Raw genomic sequence first — 16,834 nt, 5'->3', positions numbered from 1 at the left:
AATTAAAAATGTCTCCACGAATTTTCGGTAGGGCTACTGGTTAAAATTTGATCAAAAATCTTTTTTTCTATAGGTCTTTCTGTGCTGTTTTGCATGCTGCCTGACGACATTATAGCTCGCCTGTTGAGGCGTTTCGCAGAAGAAACACTGGAATAAGTTAAATTGTGATAAACATTTAACTAGTTCGTTTATTCATTTAGGTGCATAGCGCAAGCAACTACGCACCTAAACTCATCCCTTGCCGGGCAGTAAAATTGTGTTGTATAACTGTTCACATGACACTAGTAATCAAGATTTTTTTCCGTGAATTCCATGCTCGGTTGAGACTTCAACACAGTTCTCAGAATATCATTCATGGTATTACTATCATTATCAAATCCTCCATGAGTCTCGCTGCTTGTTCTGAGAGGAGACGATGATTCACCGTCACTCACCTCAAAACGCAGAGTTGACGATCCGGGTAGATTTCTAAGAAAGCGATAAAACATCTGCATACCAAGTATTCTATCACCTATCTTCTCTTCAAAGGCATTGGACACCAGGTAAAGCAAGGATTTTCGATACAACGGTGTAACGGTATCTTTACGTTCCAGATCACCATTGAGGTTGTAGATGACCATTTTATTGATGCCGAAGGTATCTGCATCACGGGCATGAAGCAGTGGCCGATATACATCTTTAAAAACTTTGTGAGTGCAGGCCGGAGCAAGGAGAGAGCAGGATTCCACGCGAGGGACATTGGCAAAGCCTCCCATGGATTGCAGAAGGGATGCCAGCAGGATCGCTCCGGTACTATGACCAACAATATGCAATTTTTTAGGTTGTATACCGTCGGCACTAAAGGCATCAAGAAAGGATTTTATCGTTTGAGTGCCAGCACCCTCCGGCTCAAAAGGTTTTTTTGCCCCACTTTTCATCTCACGCCAGAGTGCACGGCCAAGAGGGCGGGTCGCTTTTTCAATGAGCGAGTCCGTGAAGTCAGTAAATCCACCAACACGCTTTTCAACATCATCCTTTTTCCCAAAGACGATGTCTTTGATTTCTTCCAGTAATCCTGTGTCATACATGAAGTGAAAAGGGTAAATGCCATTTGCCTTAAAGACCTCTTTCATGGCTGCAATCCTGCGAGCTGAATCGGTAATGCTGTTCAAGCCACCGTGGGCATAGAGTAATAAATGATTGTATTTTTTATTCTCAGCAACATATTTTGCTGTATCGTTGATACTGGGCAGATCCATCCAGTATTTACCTTTATCATCAAATTCTCCATCATCGATGTGAACAAAATGACCAAGTATTTCAGATCGAGTTGGACTTTTTTTGAATAAGCCTAAATTTTTTGAACTTTGAGTCGATGCATTTGGTGTGAGATGCCAGATTTGTGGTGTAGAAAGCGCGAGTCGTACAACCCAGGCATCCTTGATGTTAGCCAGCCAATCTTCATATGACCATAGGGCGACACCATCGTTCCCCCATGTTTCTCCCCAGGAGTTCTGAACAAAAAAACCGTCACTATTGTATCCAACAATTGCAAAAGCGTGGCCGCCAATAGGTGCTCCTTTAAATGGAATGACACCCTTTTTGATATTTTTTTTCCGCCATCCTTCATGTACTGAAGCACTCACATAGATTGCGTTTACTTCGTTGAGAGCAGCATGAAAATCCGATAACCGTTTATTGATACGGTAATAGGCACCGATTGTTGTTGCCCGCGCATCTCTGGCCTGATCTAAAGTTAGTTGCCATCCAACCGCCGATGCGGTGTAAGGGGCAAGTTCCTCTGAACACACCCCTGTGTTATACCATCCGCTTATTGCACCACGGCAGCTTGACCCCGAGTACGCCTCACCTTCCCACTCATCGAACTTCTTTGCCATCTCATATAACATCCTTGGACTGACCCTTCTTTGCTCTCCACGTTGGGCCAACTGTAGATTGATTGCTGCGGCAAGGCCAAATCCAGTACATGCTCCTTCCGTACCCTGGTCGAGAATTGTGAGGTCTTTTGGACATTCAATTTTGTCCTTCAAGGAAAGAAGTGTAGGCTGATAAGCGTAATCACGAATATCTGGCGCATCCGCTACTGTATTGAGCAAGAATCCATCAAGTCGTTCGAATGAACCATCTTTTTCCTTGTTCGCCTTGCTCTTAGATTTTTTTTGCTTTGCCTTGGCCATTACTGTTCCCTCCTTGAAAATTGTTGGATGTTATGGTCGGATCAGCTGGTAACTTCATTCAATGAATGAGGTCCACAATGTTAACAACCCCACATATCGCTTTACCGAGTCACATGGGTACTGGAAATAGCGTGTTGAATCTCTCAACCTGACAACAGATCAACTAATAATATTCATAAGATAGGACAACATGTACTATAAGAAGCATAAGGGGTATGAGCTCAGGCAGTTGACGTGTGTGTAGTCGTATTACGAAGTTCTTTTTCAAGTTCGATCACAAATACCCGCAACTGCATTGGCTAAAGCCTAACACTACAATTCCTTCATTTCTAGTTTTTTTAATCAGGAGAGTATCGGCCAATGCCCCTTTCTCCCATATTTGCGATATTTCCAGAAAATTAATGAGGAGGCCTGGTGCCAGTTGGGTAGTGTACTCAGGGGGAGACGATTGCCTTTAACAAGCGGAAGGTAAAATCAGAGCCGAACATAAATTGCGACATGATATTCCACAGCCATTAGTGTAGTCGAGTAAGCAAGAATCATACTCAAACTGACGTAAATTATTGATTACAGGTAGCAAAAAAACTACTTAAAAAATAAAGATTCATACTGAATGAACGCTCATGGCAGTTTCCATCAAAAAACAAAGTAATAAAGTATCATACTGGCAAGTTTTTGCCGCTGCTGAACCTATGTGTTCTCGCTGACTGTATCGCCGAGAAAGTGGTTACATAGGGATACGTGAGGGGCGAAAACAAAAAAAGCACCTAAAGCGAAACGCTTTAGGTGCTTAGAATCTTTGGTACACCCGGTAGGATTCGAACCTACGACTCCCGGATTCGAAGTCCGGTGCTCTATCCAGCTGAGCTACGGGTGCTTAGCGCTGGTATGGATACCATGATCTTCTTTGGAAATCAATGGTAATGTCATGAGCTTTTTCAATAAATATACGTTAGTCTTTCTAAACCGGCTACTCTGATCTCAAACAAAATAGTCCAGACCCATAGGCGGATCATGACCATATTGATAATACTGTTTGGTGCTTTGACTTTTCTGGTCGGCACTGTTGTTGCTATGAATTCAGCACTCATATGCGGCTACTTACATAGGCAAGTAGGCAAAGTGGCGTTGCATGTTCTTAATGTCGTTGTTCGGATTGTTTTTGGCGTTCTTATGCTTTCCCTCTCCAGCTCATCTAAATTTCCTTTTATAACTGATACTATTGGTTTGTTTTGTATTGGTATAGCTCTGTTTCTAACGCTTATAGGTCGTAAACGCTTTGATCGCTCAATATCGTGGGCCATATCACTGGTAGAAAACAATAGTCGCGTTGCAGGTTTTTTAATAATGACATTTGGTGCTTTTCTTATTTACGCTTTTGTCTAATTGGTTGTCTGTTCTTAAAAGTCAGGTGTTTTTCCCTCAGTCAGGAAGATTCGTATGTGGCCGCTTTTAATTGCTATAGTGATTTTACTCTTTCACACATTGTCTGCTTTTGATGTCTTTTTCGGGGTCCGGAGCATGACAAACATCAAAGATATCCCTCCGACAACAGATGGTAAGGGGCCTCTGGTCTCTGTGATCATACCAGCGTGTAATGAAGGTGAAGAGATAGAGGCAGCTATTTCAGCACTGCTTATGCAGGATTATACAGATCTGCAAATCATTGCCGTAAATGATAGGTCATCAGATGATACCGGAATAATCCTTGATCGACTTAGTGTGGGTGATGATCGTCTTTCTGTTATTCATATAAACGAGTTACCGTCTGGTTGGCTGGGTAAAAACCATGCTATGCATGTGGGAGCTGCGGAGGCCAGCGGAACCTATCTGCTCTTTACGGATGGGGATGTAACAATGGCTCCAACGACTATTTCCAGGTCTGTTCAGCGAATGCAAATAAATCATCTGGATCATTTGACACTTATATTCAAAAACAGTTCTGCAAATTGGCTCTTAAATAGTCTGATTTTGGATGCGGGCATAGGCCTCCTCCAGGTTTTGAGGGTCTGGCGTGCAAAAGACAAAAGCTCGCGTCATTTTGTTGGTGTGGGGGCGTTCAATATGGTGCGCCAAAAGAAGTATATTGAAATTGGTGGCCATGAATCCTTTAAAACCCATCCCATTGACGACATAATGCTTGGAAAAGTGATCAAGAGAAGCGGTGGATCGCAGGAGTGTTTACTGGGGCATGAGATGGTAACCTTACCCTGGTATGCGTCTGTGGCTGATATGGTGAATGGCTTGATGAAAAATTGTCTTGGGGTAATTAATTTTCGGTTTCTGTTCCTGGTTCCGCTTATTGTAACTATGATAACCCTTAATATTTTACCGCTCTGGGGCTTTTTTCTTTTTGATGGGTTAACCCGTGTGATTTTTGCTATGATTATTGTTATCAAGCTTTTGCAAGCGTTACTTGGGGCACGCCTGTTGGGACTACATAGCTGGTGCAGTCTTGGGGCCTTGATTGCTCCTTATATTCTGGTCTATACAATTATTAGGGCTGCGTGGAGGATTTGGCGTGATGGTGGTATCTACTGGCGATCCACTTTTTATCCGCTTAGTTATCTCAAAACCAATGAATCCATTCTTTTTCTAACGAAATAATACCCTCTCATATTCTGTGGGGGGACTGTCTGTCAGTATTAATACCTATCACGGTGTTTCTGCCTTTTTAAGGTGTTTTCTAGTTGCAACTTGACTTCCAATATCCTGTTTTGTAACAATTAAAACACTACCTAACGAAAAGATTCTTTTTGTGGTCATTCTGCAAAAGTAAAATGATTACATGACCATGCTCATTGGTTATTCGGGTAGTGAATTGTTCAGTATATTTCCAGTATATTATTAGCATATTATCAGCATATCTTTGATGAGAAAAGCGGGTTAGCTCCGGGTACTTTTGAAAAATTCCATAATTCAAGGAGATCCTTATGTGCGTGCTTGGTTGTTTAAAACGGGTAATAATTGGTCTAGCTCTCTGTTGTGTACCTCTCAGCGCTTATGCCGATGAACTCTATCCGTACCAGCAATATGCAACGGGTGACTGGGGAGGGTACAGAACAAAGCTCCATGAAGCTGGGGTTCTGTTCGGATTGAGCTATACTGCGGAGCCGGCAGTCGTGGTATCAGGAGGGTATGAGGAAGAGGACACCTACCTGCACAATATAAATGCGGAACTTAAACTCGATCTTCAGAAACTAATCAGGATTCCCCACACAACCTTCCTGGCAAAATATTCCAGCCGCAGCGGAGATAATTTATCAGAAGAGTCTGTTGTCCCAAACAATGCCGAAAATGGTCGATATGTGTATGGCGAATATTTCAACAAAAGCCAGGAGGCATACGGTGGGCAGACAACTAAGCTTGTGAACTTTCAGTTGACCACAAATCTGAGCGACAATTGGTCTGTGGATTATGGCCGGTTGGTCATGAACGACCTGTTTCTGCGCTCTGATCTTTACTGCAACTTCATGAACAATGCTATATGCGGTAGCCCTAAAGGTGTTTTTACTCCATACTCCCTGAATGCCTATCCTGATGCGACAGCGGGTATTCACACCGCTTTTAAGGCTGGTGAAATGGTGGAGTTAAGGGTGGGGGTGTTCGACGGTGGTTGGACTGAGCAGGATAACAGTGGTTGGGACTGGACTCTTGGTGAGAATGGTACTGTCTTTGCCAGTGAAATACAGGTTTATTTCGACCGTGCCTCTGGGGGTGGTGCCCAAAAAGTAGTGAAAGTTGGAGCGACTCACCATACCGGGGATTTCAATAACATGAAAACTGGTGAACTGACCGATGGAAGCACATCATTTTGGTTGCTGGCGGATTGGATGCTTTTTAGGGAAGGGGGGAGCCTGAGCGAAGGCCTGGCAACCTTTGGTTCCATTGTTTGTAGCAGTGATGATGAAATCTCAGCCCTGCCTATGATCTATACCCTCGGTTTTACCTATGAGGGTCTGATTCCATCAAGGAACTATGATCGGCTTGGGTTGATGTTCACCTTTGCCGAGCATTCCGAGCACAACACCTATACCCATGACTATGTGTCAGGAATAATACGTGGTGATGAAACAATTGTAGAGCTCACATACAATGTCGCTTTGGGGTACGGCCTGGAGTTGATGCCCTCTGTACAGTACATTACAAATCCCAATGGTTCTAAAGAATTTTCCGATGTCACGGTTCTTGGTGTTAAGTTGAACGTGAATTTATAACTATATCAAAAGGAATAGATGCATGGAGAAGGTTATTGTAAAAGCACCTTTGTCGGGTGTCATATACCCTATTGAACAGGTTCCAGATCCCGTGTTTTCACAGAAGATGGTGGGTGACGGCATTTCCATTGATCCTGTCAGTAATATATTGAAAGCTCCCTTTGACGGGCACATTAGCCAACTGCACAGTGCGGGGCATGCGGTCACCATCACCCATGGTTCAGGGCTGGAGGTGATGATGCATATCGGAATAGATACCGTTGCCTTGAAGGCGAAAGGTTTTCGTGTCAACGTCAAGGAAGGGCAGATTGTTCAGGAGGGCGATGAACTTATAGCTTTTGATCTGGACTATGTCGCCACCAACGCAAAAAGCCTGCTTACCCAGATCATTTTGACTAATGGTGAGATGATCGAAACGGTGGAAAAGGCAGGCGGCACTGCAGTGTGCGGTCAAACGGAACTTATTATAGCTGCCCTGAGTACTGAAACAGGAGCGGAGATGGAAACCTCGGGGGTTGAGATTGTTTCAGATGCGGTAATTATTCCCAATAGCACCGGACTTCATGCAAGGCCCGCCGCGGTTCTTGCAGGTCTTGCAAAAAAGTTTAAGGCCAAAGTTGAGTTGGTAAAAGGTACAGAGACAGCAAATGCCAAGTCTGTTGTGGGCATCATGAAGCTGGAGGTTGGGCACCTTGATAAGGTGCAGTTGCGGGCAGTGGGTGAAGACGCTCAGACGGCTGTTGCTGAGATACTACCCGAACTGGAAGGCGGGCTGGGTGATGAAGGGACTGTGCCTGTCCTTTCTCCTGCTTCTGTGGAAATATCTCAAGAGTTTGAGCCTGTGACCGCACGTAAAAGCGGTGATCCCGACCTTCTTTTAGGTGTTTCAGCGGCTCCAGGTATTGCAGTTGGTACAGCGGTGCGGATACGTGAAGAACGTTTTGAATACGAAGAAGAAGCGGAGGATACCCATAGGGAAAACGTTCGCCTTGATGTGGCTATTGAAGAGGCCAAAAATTATCTGGAAGCTCTACAAATTAATCTTCATACTCAGTCGGATCCCGCTAAGGCAGCAATTTTTGCGGCCCATCGGGAAATACTTGATGACCCGGACCTGCTGGATATTGCACATAGCCTGACAGCTAAAGGTAAGAGTGCAGAAGCTGCGTGGCAGAGAAGTTACACAACGTATGCACAGCAGCTGGCAGGTCTGAAAAATGAGGTACTTGCCGGTCGTGCAAACGATCTTCGTGATGTAGGTAAACGTGTCCTTAGGATTCTGACAGGTAAGGAGGCAGAAGAGCTTGAGCTGCCCGAAAATACCATACTCCTCGCAGAAGAACTGACCCCGTCTTTTACTGCGACCTTGGATACTAACAAGGTGAAGGGGTTTTGTACTACGACCGGAGGGGCAACCTCCCACGTGGCCATTCTTGCAAGAGCCCTTGATATTGCAGCTGTAGCGGGGATAGAGGCTGCTATACTCGATATAGAAGATGGAACACCCCTGATTGTAGATGGAACGAAAGGCACGCTAAGAATACATCCATCGAGTGAGTTGCGGGAAGAGACTCTTGCCAGGCAAGTAGCCATTAAAAAACAGAAAGAGCAAGATCTTGCTGCAGCAGCTGAGCCTGCACAGACCACCGACGGTAAACGGCTTGAGGTGGTTGCCAATATCGGTGGGGTGCAGGAGGCCATGGAGTCTATCAAGCTTGGAGGTGAGGGGGTTGGATTGCTCCGTTCCGAGTTTCTATTTTTAGAGAGAACAACAGCACCAACAGAAGACGAACAATATGAAGTGTACCGTGATGTGCTGCTGGCACTCAAAGGTTTTCCGCTCATTGTGCGGACCTTGGATGTGGGTGGCGATAAACCCCTTCCTTACCTGCCCTTGCCGGTTGAAGAAAACCCTTTTCTTGGACAGCGCGGAATCCGTATCGGTTTAGAGAGACCTGATCTTTTCAGGGTACAGGCTCGTGCCATACTGCGTGCCGGAGGCCACGGAAAGATACGCATCATGTTTCCGATGATTGCAACCATTCAGGAGCTGCGCGATGCCCGTGCGATGCTGGAAGAAGAGCGGTTGAAATTAGGTGCCGATCCCATAGATATAGGGATAATGGTTGAAGTGCCGTCAACCGCTGTCATGGCCGAACAATTTGCAGAAGAGGTGGATTTCTTTTCTGTTGGAACAAATGATCTGACCCAGTACTGCCTCGCCATGGATCGTGGCCATCCAAAACTAGCGTCTAAAATCGATGCCATGAACCCGGCTATTCTCAGGATGATTGAGCTGGCGGTAAAAGGGGCACATATACACGGTAAATGGTTGGGGGTTTGTGGCGGTCTGGCATCAGATCCTGACGCTGTTCCGATCTTGATTGGTCTTGGTGTTGATGAGCTGTCTGTATCTGTGCCAGCGATACCGGCAATTAAGGCTGAGGTGCGAAGGTGGTCGGAGATTGACTGCCGGCTTCTTGCTGAAAAAAGTTTAAATGCTGTTTCCGGTTCTGAGGTTCGTGAGCTGGTAGGAAATGAGAGGTGAAATGATGATAATGAAATTGTGGAATAATTCGTTTGCCTTTCTGCAGAAAATCGGCAAATCGCTCATGCTTCCTGTGGCATTGTTGCCTGCGGCAGGTATCCTTCTTGGGGTTGGTAGTGCTGAATTTGCTGTGATCCCTGAAATTGTTAATAGTCTGATGAAGGCCGCAGGTGGGGCGATATTTGGGAACCTTGCACTTCTTTTTGCACTAGGAGTGGCTCTGGGGCTCACCAGAAATGACGGTGTATCTGCATTGTCAGCTGCTGTAGGATATGCAGTTATGGTTGGCACTATGGGGGTTATTGCCAATCTGCAGGGGATTGAAACTCAAACTGTTATGGGGATGGAGTCCATTGACACCGGGGTTTTTGGCGGTATTTTGGTGGGAGGTCTCGCCGCACTCCTGTTTAATAAATATTACCGAATCAGTTTGCCGCCGTATCTTGGCTTTTTTGCAGGTAAACGTTTTGTACCGATAGTTACGGCTTTTGCTGCTATTGGACTTGGTGTGCTGCTCAGTTTTATCTGGCCGCCTATTCAGGGTGTTATTAACGCTTTTTCTGATTTTGCCTCACACGGCAATACGGCACTGGCTGTAGCTATTTACGGACTTGTGGAGAGGCTGCTCCTGCCTTTTGGCCTACATCATATCTGGAACGTTCCGTTCTTTTTTGAACTGGGCAGTTATACCACCCCAGACGGAGAGGTGGTGCGTGGTGTGCTGAACCGTTTTTTTGCAGGAGACAGGGAGGCGGGTATTCTTGCCGGTGGTTTTGTCTTCAAGATGTTTGGTCTACCAGCGGCCGCTCTTGCGATGTATCATATGGCAAAGCCAGAAAACAAGGTCAGAACCGGTGGTATCATGCTCTCTGCGGCGTTGACCTCTTTTCTCACAGGGATTACAGAACCCCTGGAGTTTGCATTCATGTTTCTGGCTCCGCTACTGTACCTTTTCCATGCAATACTCGTCTCTCTTGCTTTTCTGGTTACCTATCTTCTCGATGTGCGTATGGGGTATTCATTTTCCCACGGACTGATAGATTATCTCCTGTTTTATGCCATTGATATTAAACCGTGGATGATTCTTATATTGGGACCAATTTTTGGAGCCTTCTATTATGTTGTGTTTCGCTTTGCCATTAAAACTTTAGACTTGAAAACCCCTGGCCGGGAAGATGCAGATACGGATGTCGGAGAGGCAAGGGATGTTGCAGCAGACACCATGGCCAATCAACTGGTTCTGGCATTTGGTGGCAGGAGTAATATAGTGAGTCTCGATTCCTGCATTACTCGTTTGCGGGTCGAAGTCGCAGATATGGGAAAAACAAATCCTGAAAAACTAAAAGCCCTGGGCGCAGCTGGTGTGGTAACTGTGGGTAATGGACTCCAGGCCATCTTTGGTCCAAACTCAGAGAACTTGATGACGGACATGAAAATATACATGGAGACAGCAGGCGACGAGGCTGAACTGACAGATCTTGATAAACTGTCAGAGGTCCCCTATGTGGAAGCAGAGATCAAACCTAAACTTCGTGATCAGAATGCTCCACAGAAGGTTGCTCAGTGGCTTGTAGCTCTAGGTGGGGCTGAGAATATATCAACGGTTGAGGCCTGTGCCCAGACTCGGCTGCGGCTAAGGGTTCGAAACATTGATACTATCGATGATGCTTTGCTGGTGGAGCAGGATATACGAGCGGTCGTTCGTATTGATGATTCGCTTATCCATCTGCTGACCGGTCTTAATGCTGATCAGTATGCTGCAGAGATGAGCGGACAGATAGTAGGAGCTCAATAAACCCAATCACTCTTGTGCTGGTGACCGCTCCACAGGGGAGGTCACCAGTCCCCTCTAAAAATAATTGTTCATCTCACTAGTGACTTTGTTGTGCTACTGTCTTTGGCTCAGATATGAAAACTTATTGAACCGGTTGTCTGCTCTTTACAGGAACAGTACAACCGATGGAAGTTGCCTGCTGCACAAAAAAGTTGTCAGTCATGCCTGCCATAAAGTCTCGTACTCGTTCCTCATCACAATATTTTGAATGGGGGGTAACATAAATATCCTGCATCAAATCTATATTTTCAGGCAGGTTACTTGTCTTGTCTCTGAGACATCGAAGGTAATGCATGAAAAGGGCTGAGTAACACGCCTCTACCTGCGGTGTTTGTTTCTTTGTTTCAGGGGCGAGATAGATATTTTTGTAATTGAACTGCTTAAGTTTTAAGAGAACCTCAGAGATCATGGGGCTAAAACCTATGGAAGGTGAACTACTCTCTATGTCACTGTTCTCGATTAAATCTGTTACCAGACTGTAAACGATAGTGCCATTTGTGTTCCCAAGTATTTCTGTGCACTCTTTAGGAAGATCGTCCCGTGTAATCAGGCCAAGCACAATGGCATCCTCAATATCTCTACCTATATAGGCAATGGTGTCAGCCATTCGAACAACACAGCCCTCAAGGGTTGCTGGCAGTAGGGAGAGCTTTGGGTTGTCAGATTTATTCTGTAGCTTGGTTTCTAATTCTTCAAAAGTATGTATTGGACAGTGTTGTATCTGCCCTAAATGGACTTCTCCATCGTGGCAGAGGATACCATCAAGAACCTGAAGACTAAGGTTCCATCCTCGGCCTTTGCGTTCAAGTGTATCGAGGAACCTGACACTTTGGATGTTGTGCTGAAATGCCGGTAAACCGTGGGATAGACAGATTTTAGAGAGAAACATTTCCCCATCATGACCAAAGGGTGGATGGCCTATGTCATGGCCAAGGGCAATGGCTTCTATCAGATCTTCATTGAGCCTTAGAAATCTGCCTATGGTTCTGGCAACTCTTGCCACAAGTTGAACATGGAGGACACGGTGGGTGATGTGATCATTTTCAATAAGTGAGAACACCTGGGTTTTGTCAATGTAGCGACTATAGGCTCTGGAGTGGATAATGCGGTCTGCATCAAGGGCAAAGTTTTGCCGATAGCCAAGGGGGCTTTCCTCATGTCTACGCCTACTGCTGGTTGAAAAAGTTGCTCTACCTGATAAAACCTTTTTCTCGGTTTGGTTAAGCTGTTCGAGACGGCTCATAGTAAAAGATGTACTGTTTATTTCTGCCATTTTTTTAGAACTCAGTTGATATCGTTTATAAAATGCCTACAATCACGTGAGGAACAGTATACTGTAAGACTATATGCATGCTATGGGATGGTGTCTGCATGAGTGATTAATACAGGTCATGATGATAAGGGAAGAACTATGAAAATATCCATAGAATACTGCACAAAGTGAAACTATGAACCAAGAGCCTCCGGTCTGGGGGAGTTATTGAAAGAAAAATATAGCACAGATGTTCAATTGATCCCTTCTGAAGGTGGGGTTTTTGAAGTCGTTGTGGATGGACGTTTGATCTATTCTAAAAAGAATCTCAACCGCTTCCCCGAAGAAGGGGAAGTGGAAGGTCTGATTGGTTAGTTTGATACTGTAGGAGTTCGATTAGTCTATCTGAGAGTGTTTGGGCGTATCCCCACAAGTTGAAATACAGGTATTACAACTTTCACTTGTTTTGCCTCGATCACAAAATTCAGCAAAACCTTTGATAAGGGTATCGCCTCCTCTGGGGCAAATCTGCATGAATTTGGTGAAATTTATCATTCGTTCAATGATTTCAGGAGGGGCTGTGTGTTCAATTTTGCAGGCGCCTTCTTCTGCTATAGTTTTATCGATAGCAAGGACCTCAATGAAGAATTTCTTGAGGGCTTCATGCCTGAAAATGACATCTTCTGCCACAAGCTTACCCTCTGGTGTTAAGGTAATTGCTTCATATGGGGCATAGTTGATAAGGTCTTTTTTGGATAAGGCCCGTAATGCTTCTGTAACTGATGCACGACTGACGTCGAGACGAGCTGCGATTTCTTTACTTCTTGCAACCAGCTTTTCTTCTATTATGTGATAGATAGCCTCGATGTAATCTTCCAGGCTGGCACTGAGGTCTGTTTTTTCTTTCATGTTGGACTTTTGTGCATTAAAGGATAATAAAAAAGAGTGGTCGGAAGGCGAGTAGTCGAGTCGCGATTCGGCCTCGGGAACCATTGACAAATTACAGTCCTTTTACTGTGGAGTCAAGCAGGGACTTCTTTTTATAACTTACTGAAAATGAACTGATGCTTTGTGAATTACGTGTAAAAAACCTTGCGCTGATTGAGTCTCTGAACCTTTCTTTTGATCAAAATAGTGAAGGCGGGCTTGTTGTCATGACCGGGGAAACTGGTGCTGGAAAATCGATAATGCTCCGTGCAATTCATCTACTCTCAGGTGGACGAACATCTGCTGATTGGGTGCGTAGCGGTGAGGATAACTGCGAGGTTGAGGCTCTTTTTGAGATCAAACCAGAGCATCATCATCTTCTGTCAAAGCTTTCAGATGGAGGATTTGGTTCTGAGCCTTCTCTGGTGATTAAAAGAATTTTAAGTGCTGCTGGCAGAAGCAGGTTTTATGTTAATGGCTACTTTGCCACAGCCAAAATGGTCGCAAGTCTCACCCAGGAACTCCTTAATGTTGCAAGCCAGCATGACCATCAACAGCTCCTCCAATCCTCCTTGCATATTGATTATCTTGATACCATAGGGGATCTTCTGCAGGATCGGAGTATATTGAAGGGGCAATTCGAACAATGGGTTCTCAAACGAGATGAGCTGGACGCCTTAAAACGCAGAGAAAGAGAAAAAGAGCAGCGACAGGATTTTTTAAAGTTTCAGGTGGAAGAGATTCGTGAAGCGGGTTTTGAGTTTGGAGAAGATGAGACCCTTGCTGCAGAGAAGAAACGACTTAAAAATTCACAGTTGCTTATTAATCTGAGTCAGTCCAGCTATAAGCTCCTCTCCTATGATCTAATGGATGGGATGTCTGCGCTTAGACAAAATGTGACCCAGTTGGCGGAGCTTGATGAAAGTGCTGCCAAACTTGCTGAAGAGATCAGTAGTTTTACCTTTATGGCTGAAGACTATGTTGGGGAGTTACGCGCTTATAAGGATAATCTTGAAACTGACCCATATCGTCTTGATCAGGTGAATGAGCGTCTTGATCTGTTGCAACAGTTTAAAAGAAAATTTGGAGATTCAATAGAAAAGATCCTTGAGTTTGCAGAAAGTGGTGAGGCTGAGTTACAACAGCTTGAGAATATGGAAAAGGAGATCACCGCCCTTGAACTTGAAGTCGACTCCCTTGAAAAAAAGATGTGCAAGAGTGCTGACAGGCTTTCGAAAAATCGAAAAAAGACAGCTGCTCAACTTGAAAAGGCCATGGTTGCTGAGCTCACCTCTCTTGCTTTTGACAGCCCGAGCTTTAAGGTTAACTGGGCAGAGGTTACGCAGGTTCCGGAAAATATCCGAGCCACGGGCTGGGATAAGGGAGAATTTCATTTTTCTGCCAATCTTGGTGAATCACCCAAGCCCCTTGCAAAGATAGCATCAGGCGGTGAGCTGTCGCGGCTCATGCTGGCAATGAAGTGTCTCCTTGCTAAAAAAGATATGGTTGAAACGGTTATCTTTGATGAGGTGGATTCAGGCATTGGTGGCGAGGCTGCAGAAGCTGTTGCCCGGAAAATTCAGGAACTTGCAAGTCATCATCAGGTGTTTTGTATAACCCATCTGCCCCAGATTGCGGCAAGAGGAAATATTCATTTTCAGGTTGCAAAGGGTGTACAGGAAGGGCGAACCCAGACTAAGGTGCTTAAGTTATCTGAAGAGGCACGAGTCTCAGAAATAGTACGGATGTTGGCGGGGGATTCCGCCACAGAGCAGACCCAGGCATGGGCGAAAGATTTACTAAGTAAAGGAGTTGAAGTCTGTTGAAAAATATAAAAGCGCTCTCTCTGTTCTCAGGGGGGCTTGATTCTATCCTGGCCACACGACTTGTGATGGCTCAAGATATTGAAGTATTGGCTGTACAGTTTGTAACACCTTTTTTTAACTATGATATTTTGCAGGATGTAGAAGCCCATAAGGCGTTGATGCTCGAAAAATATGGGATCAATGTTCGTGTGGAAGACATTAGTGAAGGGTATCTGAGACTGTTGCATAATCCCGACCATGGGTTTGGTAAGAATTTTAACCCCTGTATCGACTGCAAGATAATGATGTTTAAAAGAGCTAAGGCCTTACTTGATGAATGTGGAGCATCATTTCTTATCTCGGGTGAGGTGATAGGCCAGCGGCCAATGTCCCAACGACGGGACACCATGAATGTGATTGAAAGAGATTCGCAAACACGGTCTCTATTGCTTCGTCCCCTTTGTGCCCAGTTAATGAAGGAAACAGAACCAGAAATTCAAGGTTGGGTGGATCGCAGTAAGCTTATGAAGATGAGTGGCAGGGGGCGTTCAGCCCAAATTGCCCTTGCAAAGGAATATGGAATCATTGACTATCCAACTCCTGCGGGAGGCTGTGTCCTGGCCGACCCTATACTCAGTAGGCGAATCAAACAATTGTACTCCGATCAGTCAATTCTAGAGGCAGCGCAGGTATCTGTGCTTGATGTTCGGGTACTGCTTGTTGGAAGACAGTTATTGCTGCCCGGTGGCGGCTGGTTGATTCTTGGTAGAGATGAGAAGGACAATGAGCGTATAGAGCAGCTTGGACAACCAGAAGATGCCTTGATGCGTATGGAAGACTGGCCCGGTCCCAGCGCTCTTTTGAAGAAGGTTGACCAGTATACGGATGAAACTGCGAAGAAAAGAGATTTGACTATTGCAGCATCCCTTGTTGTGCGCTATGGCAGAAAATATAAAGAGGGCCTGGTTGCAAGAGATGTGACCTGCTGGCTGGCCGGAGAGAAGAGTGTTCTGAATGTTCTTCCCATGGAAGGTGACGAATATAGGGCCTGGGTTCTAGAATAACCTGTTTCAGCTCTGGTAAACCCGGAGCTGAAGCTTATTGTATGGTCTACTCAGAAAAAACCTGATCGACAGCGGCCTGATAGTTTTCTAACGTTCTGGTTTTCAAGATCTTTTTGAGAAGTTTCTCTTTACCGGGAAAGGATCTGATCATCTGTGCCCAGAGTTGTTTCATCCGGCCAAGTATATGACTAGGTCCTGAGAGTCGAACCCCATAGCGTTGTAGTAATTCATCATGAAAATTCTTGAGGCGTAGGACTTTTTCTGCGTCACTATCTCTGCTTAACCCTTTAATCTCTTCTGCTATAAGTGGGTTGCCAAGGGCGCCCCTTCCGAGCATCCATCTGTTCGTGTTTGGGAATCTCTTGTTAAGCGATGAGTAAATTCCAAGGTCATTTATATCCCCGTTATAGGTCAGTGTGTGGTCACTGATCTCCAGGCATCGCTGAAAGCCTTTGGGGTCGGTTGTTCCCTTGTAGAGTTGTTTGCCCAGGCGGGTGTGAATGATGATTTCTTTGAGCGGAAAATCATTGAGTCTTGGGAGCAGATTTTCTGTTTCTGATACATTAAAGTAACCAAGGCGGGTTTTAATCGAGAGTTCGATTTCAAGTCTTGGGATGACATACTCAAGCAGGTCAATGATCTCATCCGGATAGGGCAAGAGACCAGAGCCTCGTTTTTTCTTGGCAATCATCGGGGCTGGACAACCGAGGTTCCAGTTGAGATGGGTGTAACCAAGATCAGTAAGGCGCCTGGCTAAGATAAGAAAATGTTCCGGTTTTGTGTTAAGGAGTTGGGGGATGATCTCTACACCCTTGTTATTTTCTGGAAGCACATCTCGTAACATCTTATCGTCATAGGATGAAGCACCCTGAGGGTTTATAAAGGGTGCAACTGCTGCGTCAAAACCGTTAAAATGAGAAAATAGTACCTCTCTGAACAGGGCGTCTGTAAGACCTCGAATTGGGGCGAGATAGATAAATGGTGTGCTGGGAGATGTCGTTTCCATGTTG

12 protein-coding genes and 1 tRNA gene are annotated in these 16,834 nt (G+C 45.1%); 8 read left to right on the top strand and 5 right to left on the bottom strand.

Translation table 11 applies throughout. From position 1 onward, the window contains the following. Window positions 1-281: 281 nt before the first annotated feature. Both ACX6CI_RS12130 and ACX6CI_RS12125 read right to left on the bottom strand, forming a co-directional pair. Entirely contained in the window at window positions 282-2,177 is a 1,896-nt protein-coding gene (locus ACX6CI_RS12130) for a C1 family peptidase (RefSeq protein ID WP_458773911.1), read from the bottom strand. 800 nt (window positions 2,178-2,977) lie between these two features. After that, window positions 2,978-3,054 (bottom strand) — tRNA-Arg (locus ACX6CI_RS12125). A gap of 137 nt (window positions 3,055-3,191) precedes the next feature. Between ACX6CI_RS12125 and ACX6CI_RS12120 the strand changes: the two genes are divergently transcribed. The 5 genes from ACX6CI_RS12120 (at window position 3,192) to ptsG (ending at window position 10,737) form a co-directional block, all read left to right on the top strand. Next, on the top strand, window positions 3,192-3,563 hold the full coding sequence (locus tag ACX6CI_RS12120) for a hypothetical protein (RefSeq protein WP_458773910.1): 372 nt from the start codon (window positions 3,192-3,194) through the stop codon (window positions 3,561-3,563). A 135-nt stretch (window positions 3,564-3,698) separates the two neighbouring features. Further along, window positions 3,699-4,784 (top strand): glycosyltransferase family 2 protein, encoded by a 1,086-nt coding sequence (locus tag ACX6CI_RS12115; RefSeq protein WP_458773909.1) that lies wholly within the window; start codon window positions 3,699-3,701, stop codon window positions 4,782-4,784. 326 nt (window positions 4,785-5,110) lie between these two features. After that, complete coding sequence (locus ACX6CI_RS12110; RefSeq protein WP_458773908.1) at window positions 5,111-6,394, top strand: carbohydrate porin; 1,284 nt, start codon at window positions 5,111-5,113, stop codon at window positions 6,392-6,394. A 22-nt stretch (window positions 6,395-6,416) separates the two neighbouring features. Then, entirely contained in the window at window positions 6,417-8,942 is a 2,526-nt protein-coding gene (gene ptsP / locus ACX6CI_RS12105; RefSeq protein ID WP_458773907.1) for a phosphoenolpyruvate--protein phosphotransferase, read from the top strand. A 1-nt stretch (window position 8,943) separates the two neighbouring features. Then, complete coding sequence (gene ptsG, locus ACX6CI_RS12100; RefSeq protein WP_458773906.1) at window positions 8,944-10,737, top strand: PTS glucose transporter subunit IIBC; 1,794 nt, start codon at window positions 8,944-8,946, stop codon at window positions 10,735-10,737. A gap of 121 nt (window positions 10,738-10,858) precedes the next feature. Here the strand turns inward: ptsG and ACX6CI_RS12095 are convergent, their stop codons facing one another. After that, window positions 10,859-12,049, bottom strand: a complete 1,191-nt coding sequence (locus ACX6CI_RS12095; protein WP_458773905.1) for a deoxyguanosinetriphosphate triphosphohydrolase family protein — start codon at window positions 12,047-12,049, stop codon at window positions 10,859-10,861. Between the two features lie 138 nt (window positions 12,050-12,187). Here ACX6CI_RS12095 and ACX6CI_RS12090 point away from each other — a divergent pair, with 138 nt between their 5' ends. Further along, window positions 12,188-12,403, top strand: coding sequence for a SelT/SelW/SelH family (seleno)protein (locus ACX6CI_RS12090; RefSeq protein WP_458773904.1), 216 nt, complete (start codon window positions 12,188-12,190; stop codon window positions 12,401-12,403). A 21-nt stretch (window positions 12,404-12,424) separates the two neighbouring features. Here the strand turns inward: ACX6CI_RS12090 and ACX6CI_RS12085 are convergent, their stop codons facing one another. After that, window positions 12,425-12,937, bottom strand: coding sequence for a metal-dependent transcriptional regulator (locus tag ACX6CI_RS12085; RefSeq protein WP_458773903.1), 513 nt, complete (start codon window positions 12,935-12,937; stop codon window positions 12,425-12,427). A 155-nt stretch (window positions 12,938-13,092) separates the two neighbouring features. On the opposite strand from ACX6CI_RS12085, the gene recN reads away from it, so the two are divergent. Both recN and ACX6CI_RS12075 read left to right on the top strand, forming a co-directional pair. After that, on the top strand, window positions 13,093-14,781 hold the full coding sequence (gene recN, locus ACX6CI_RS12080) for a DNA repair protein RecN (protein WP_458778414.1): 1,689 nt from the start codon (window positions 13,093-13,095) through the stop codon (window positions 14,779-14,781). Then, window positions 14,778-15,824, top strand: a complete 1,047-nt coding sequence (locus ACX6CI_RS12075) for a thiamine biosynthesis protein (protein ID WP_458778413.1) — start codon at window positions 14,778-14,780, stop codon at window positions 15,822-15,824. Before recN ends, ACX6CI_RS12075 begins: the two co-directional genes overlap by 4 nt. 46 nt (window positions 15,825-15,870) lie before the next feature. Here the strand turns inward: ACX6CI_RS12075 and ACX6CI_RS12070 are convergent, their stop codons facing one another. Then, window positions 15,871-16,830 carry a tRNA-dihydrouridine synthase gene (locus tag ACX6CI_RS12070; RefSeq protein ID WP_458778412.1) on the bottom strand — a complete coding sequence of 320 codons (960 nt, stop codon included), beginning with the start codon at window positions 16,828-16,830 and terminating at the stop codon, window positions 15,871-15,873. Window positions 16,831-16,834: the final 4 nt, after the last annotated feature.

This window comes from Desulforhopalus glucosivorans, from assembly GCF_054397165.1.
Note: the sequence above shows the minus strand (reverse complement) of the source record. Positions and strands in the feature narration are given on the sequence as shown.

What these genes read in the sequence shown, in the direction of transcription:
- ACX6CI_RS12110 (WP_458773908.1), top strand. Translation starts at nt 5,111, where the DNA reads ATGTGCGTGCTTGGTTGTTTAAAACGGGTAATAATTGGTCTAGCTCTC.
- recN (WP_458778414.1), top strand. Translation starts at nt 13,093, where the DNA reads ATGCTTTGTGAATTACGTGTAAAAAACCTTGCGCTGATTGAGTCTCTG.
- ACX6CI_RS12130 (WP_458773911.1), bottom strand. Translation starts at nt 2,177, where the DNA reads ATGGCCAAGGCAAAGCAAAAAAAATCTAAGAGCAAGGCGAACAAGGAA.
- ptsG (WP_458773906.1), top strand. Translation starts at nt 8,944, where the DNA reads ATGATGATAATGAAATTGTGGAATAATTCGTTTGCCTTTCTGCAGAAA.
- ACX6CI_RS12070 (WP_458778412.1), bottom strand. Translation starts at nt 16,830, where the DNA reads ATGGAAACGACATCTCCCAGCACACCATTTATCTATCTCGCCCCAATT.
- ACX6CI_RS12095 (WP_458773905.1), bottom strand. Translation starts at nt 12,049, where the DNA reads ATGGCAGAAATAAACAGTACATCTTTTACTATGAGCCGTCTCGAACAG.
- ACX6CI_RS12120 (WP_458773910.1), top strand. Translation starts at nt 3,192, where the DNA reads ATGACCATATTGATAATACTGTTTGGTGCTTTGACTTTTCTGGTCGGC.
- ACX6CI_RS12085 (WP_458773903.1), bottom strand. Translation starts at nt 12,937, where the DNA reads ATGAAAGAAAAAACAGACCTCAGTGCCAGCCTGGAAGATTACATCGAG.
- ACX6CI_RS12115 (WP_458773909.1), top strand. Translation starts at nt 3,699, where the DNA reads ATGACAAACATCAAAGATATCCCTCCGACAACAGATGGTAAGGGGCCT.
- ptsP (WP_458773907.1), top strand. Translation starts at nt 6,417, where the DNA reads ATGGAGAAGGTTATTGTAAAAGCACCTTTGTCGGGTGTCATATACCCT.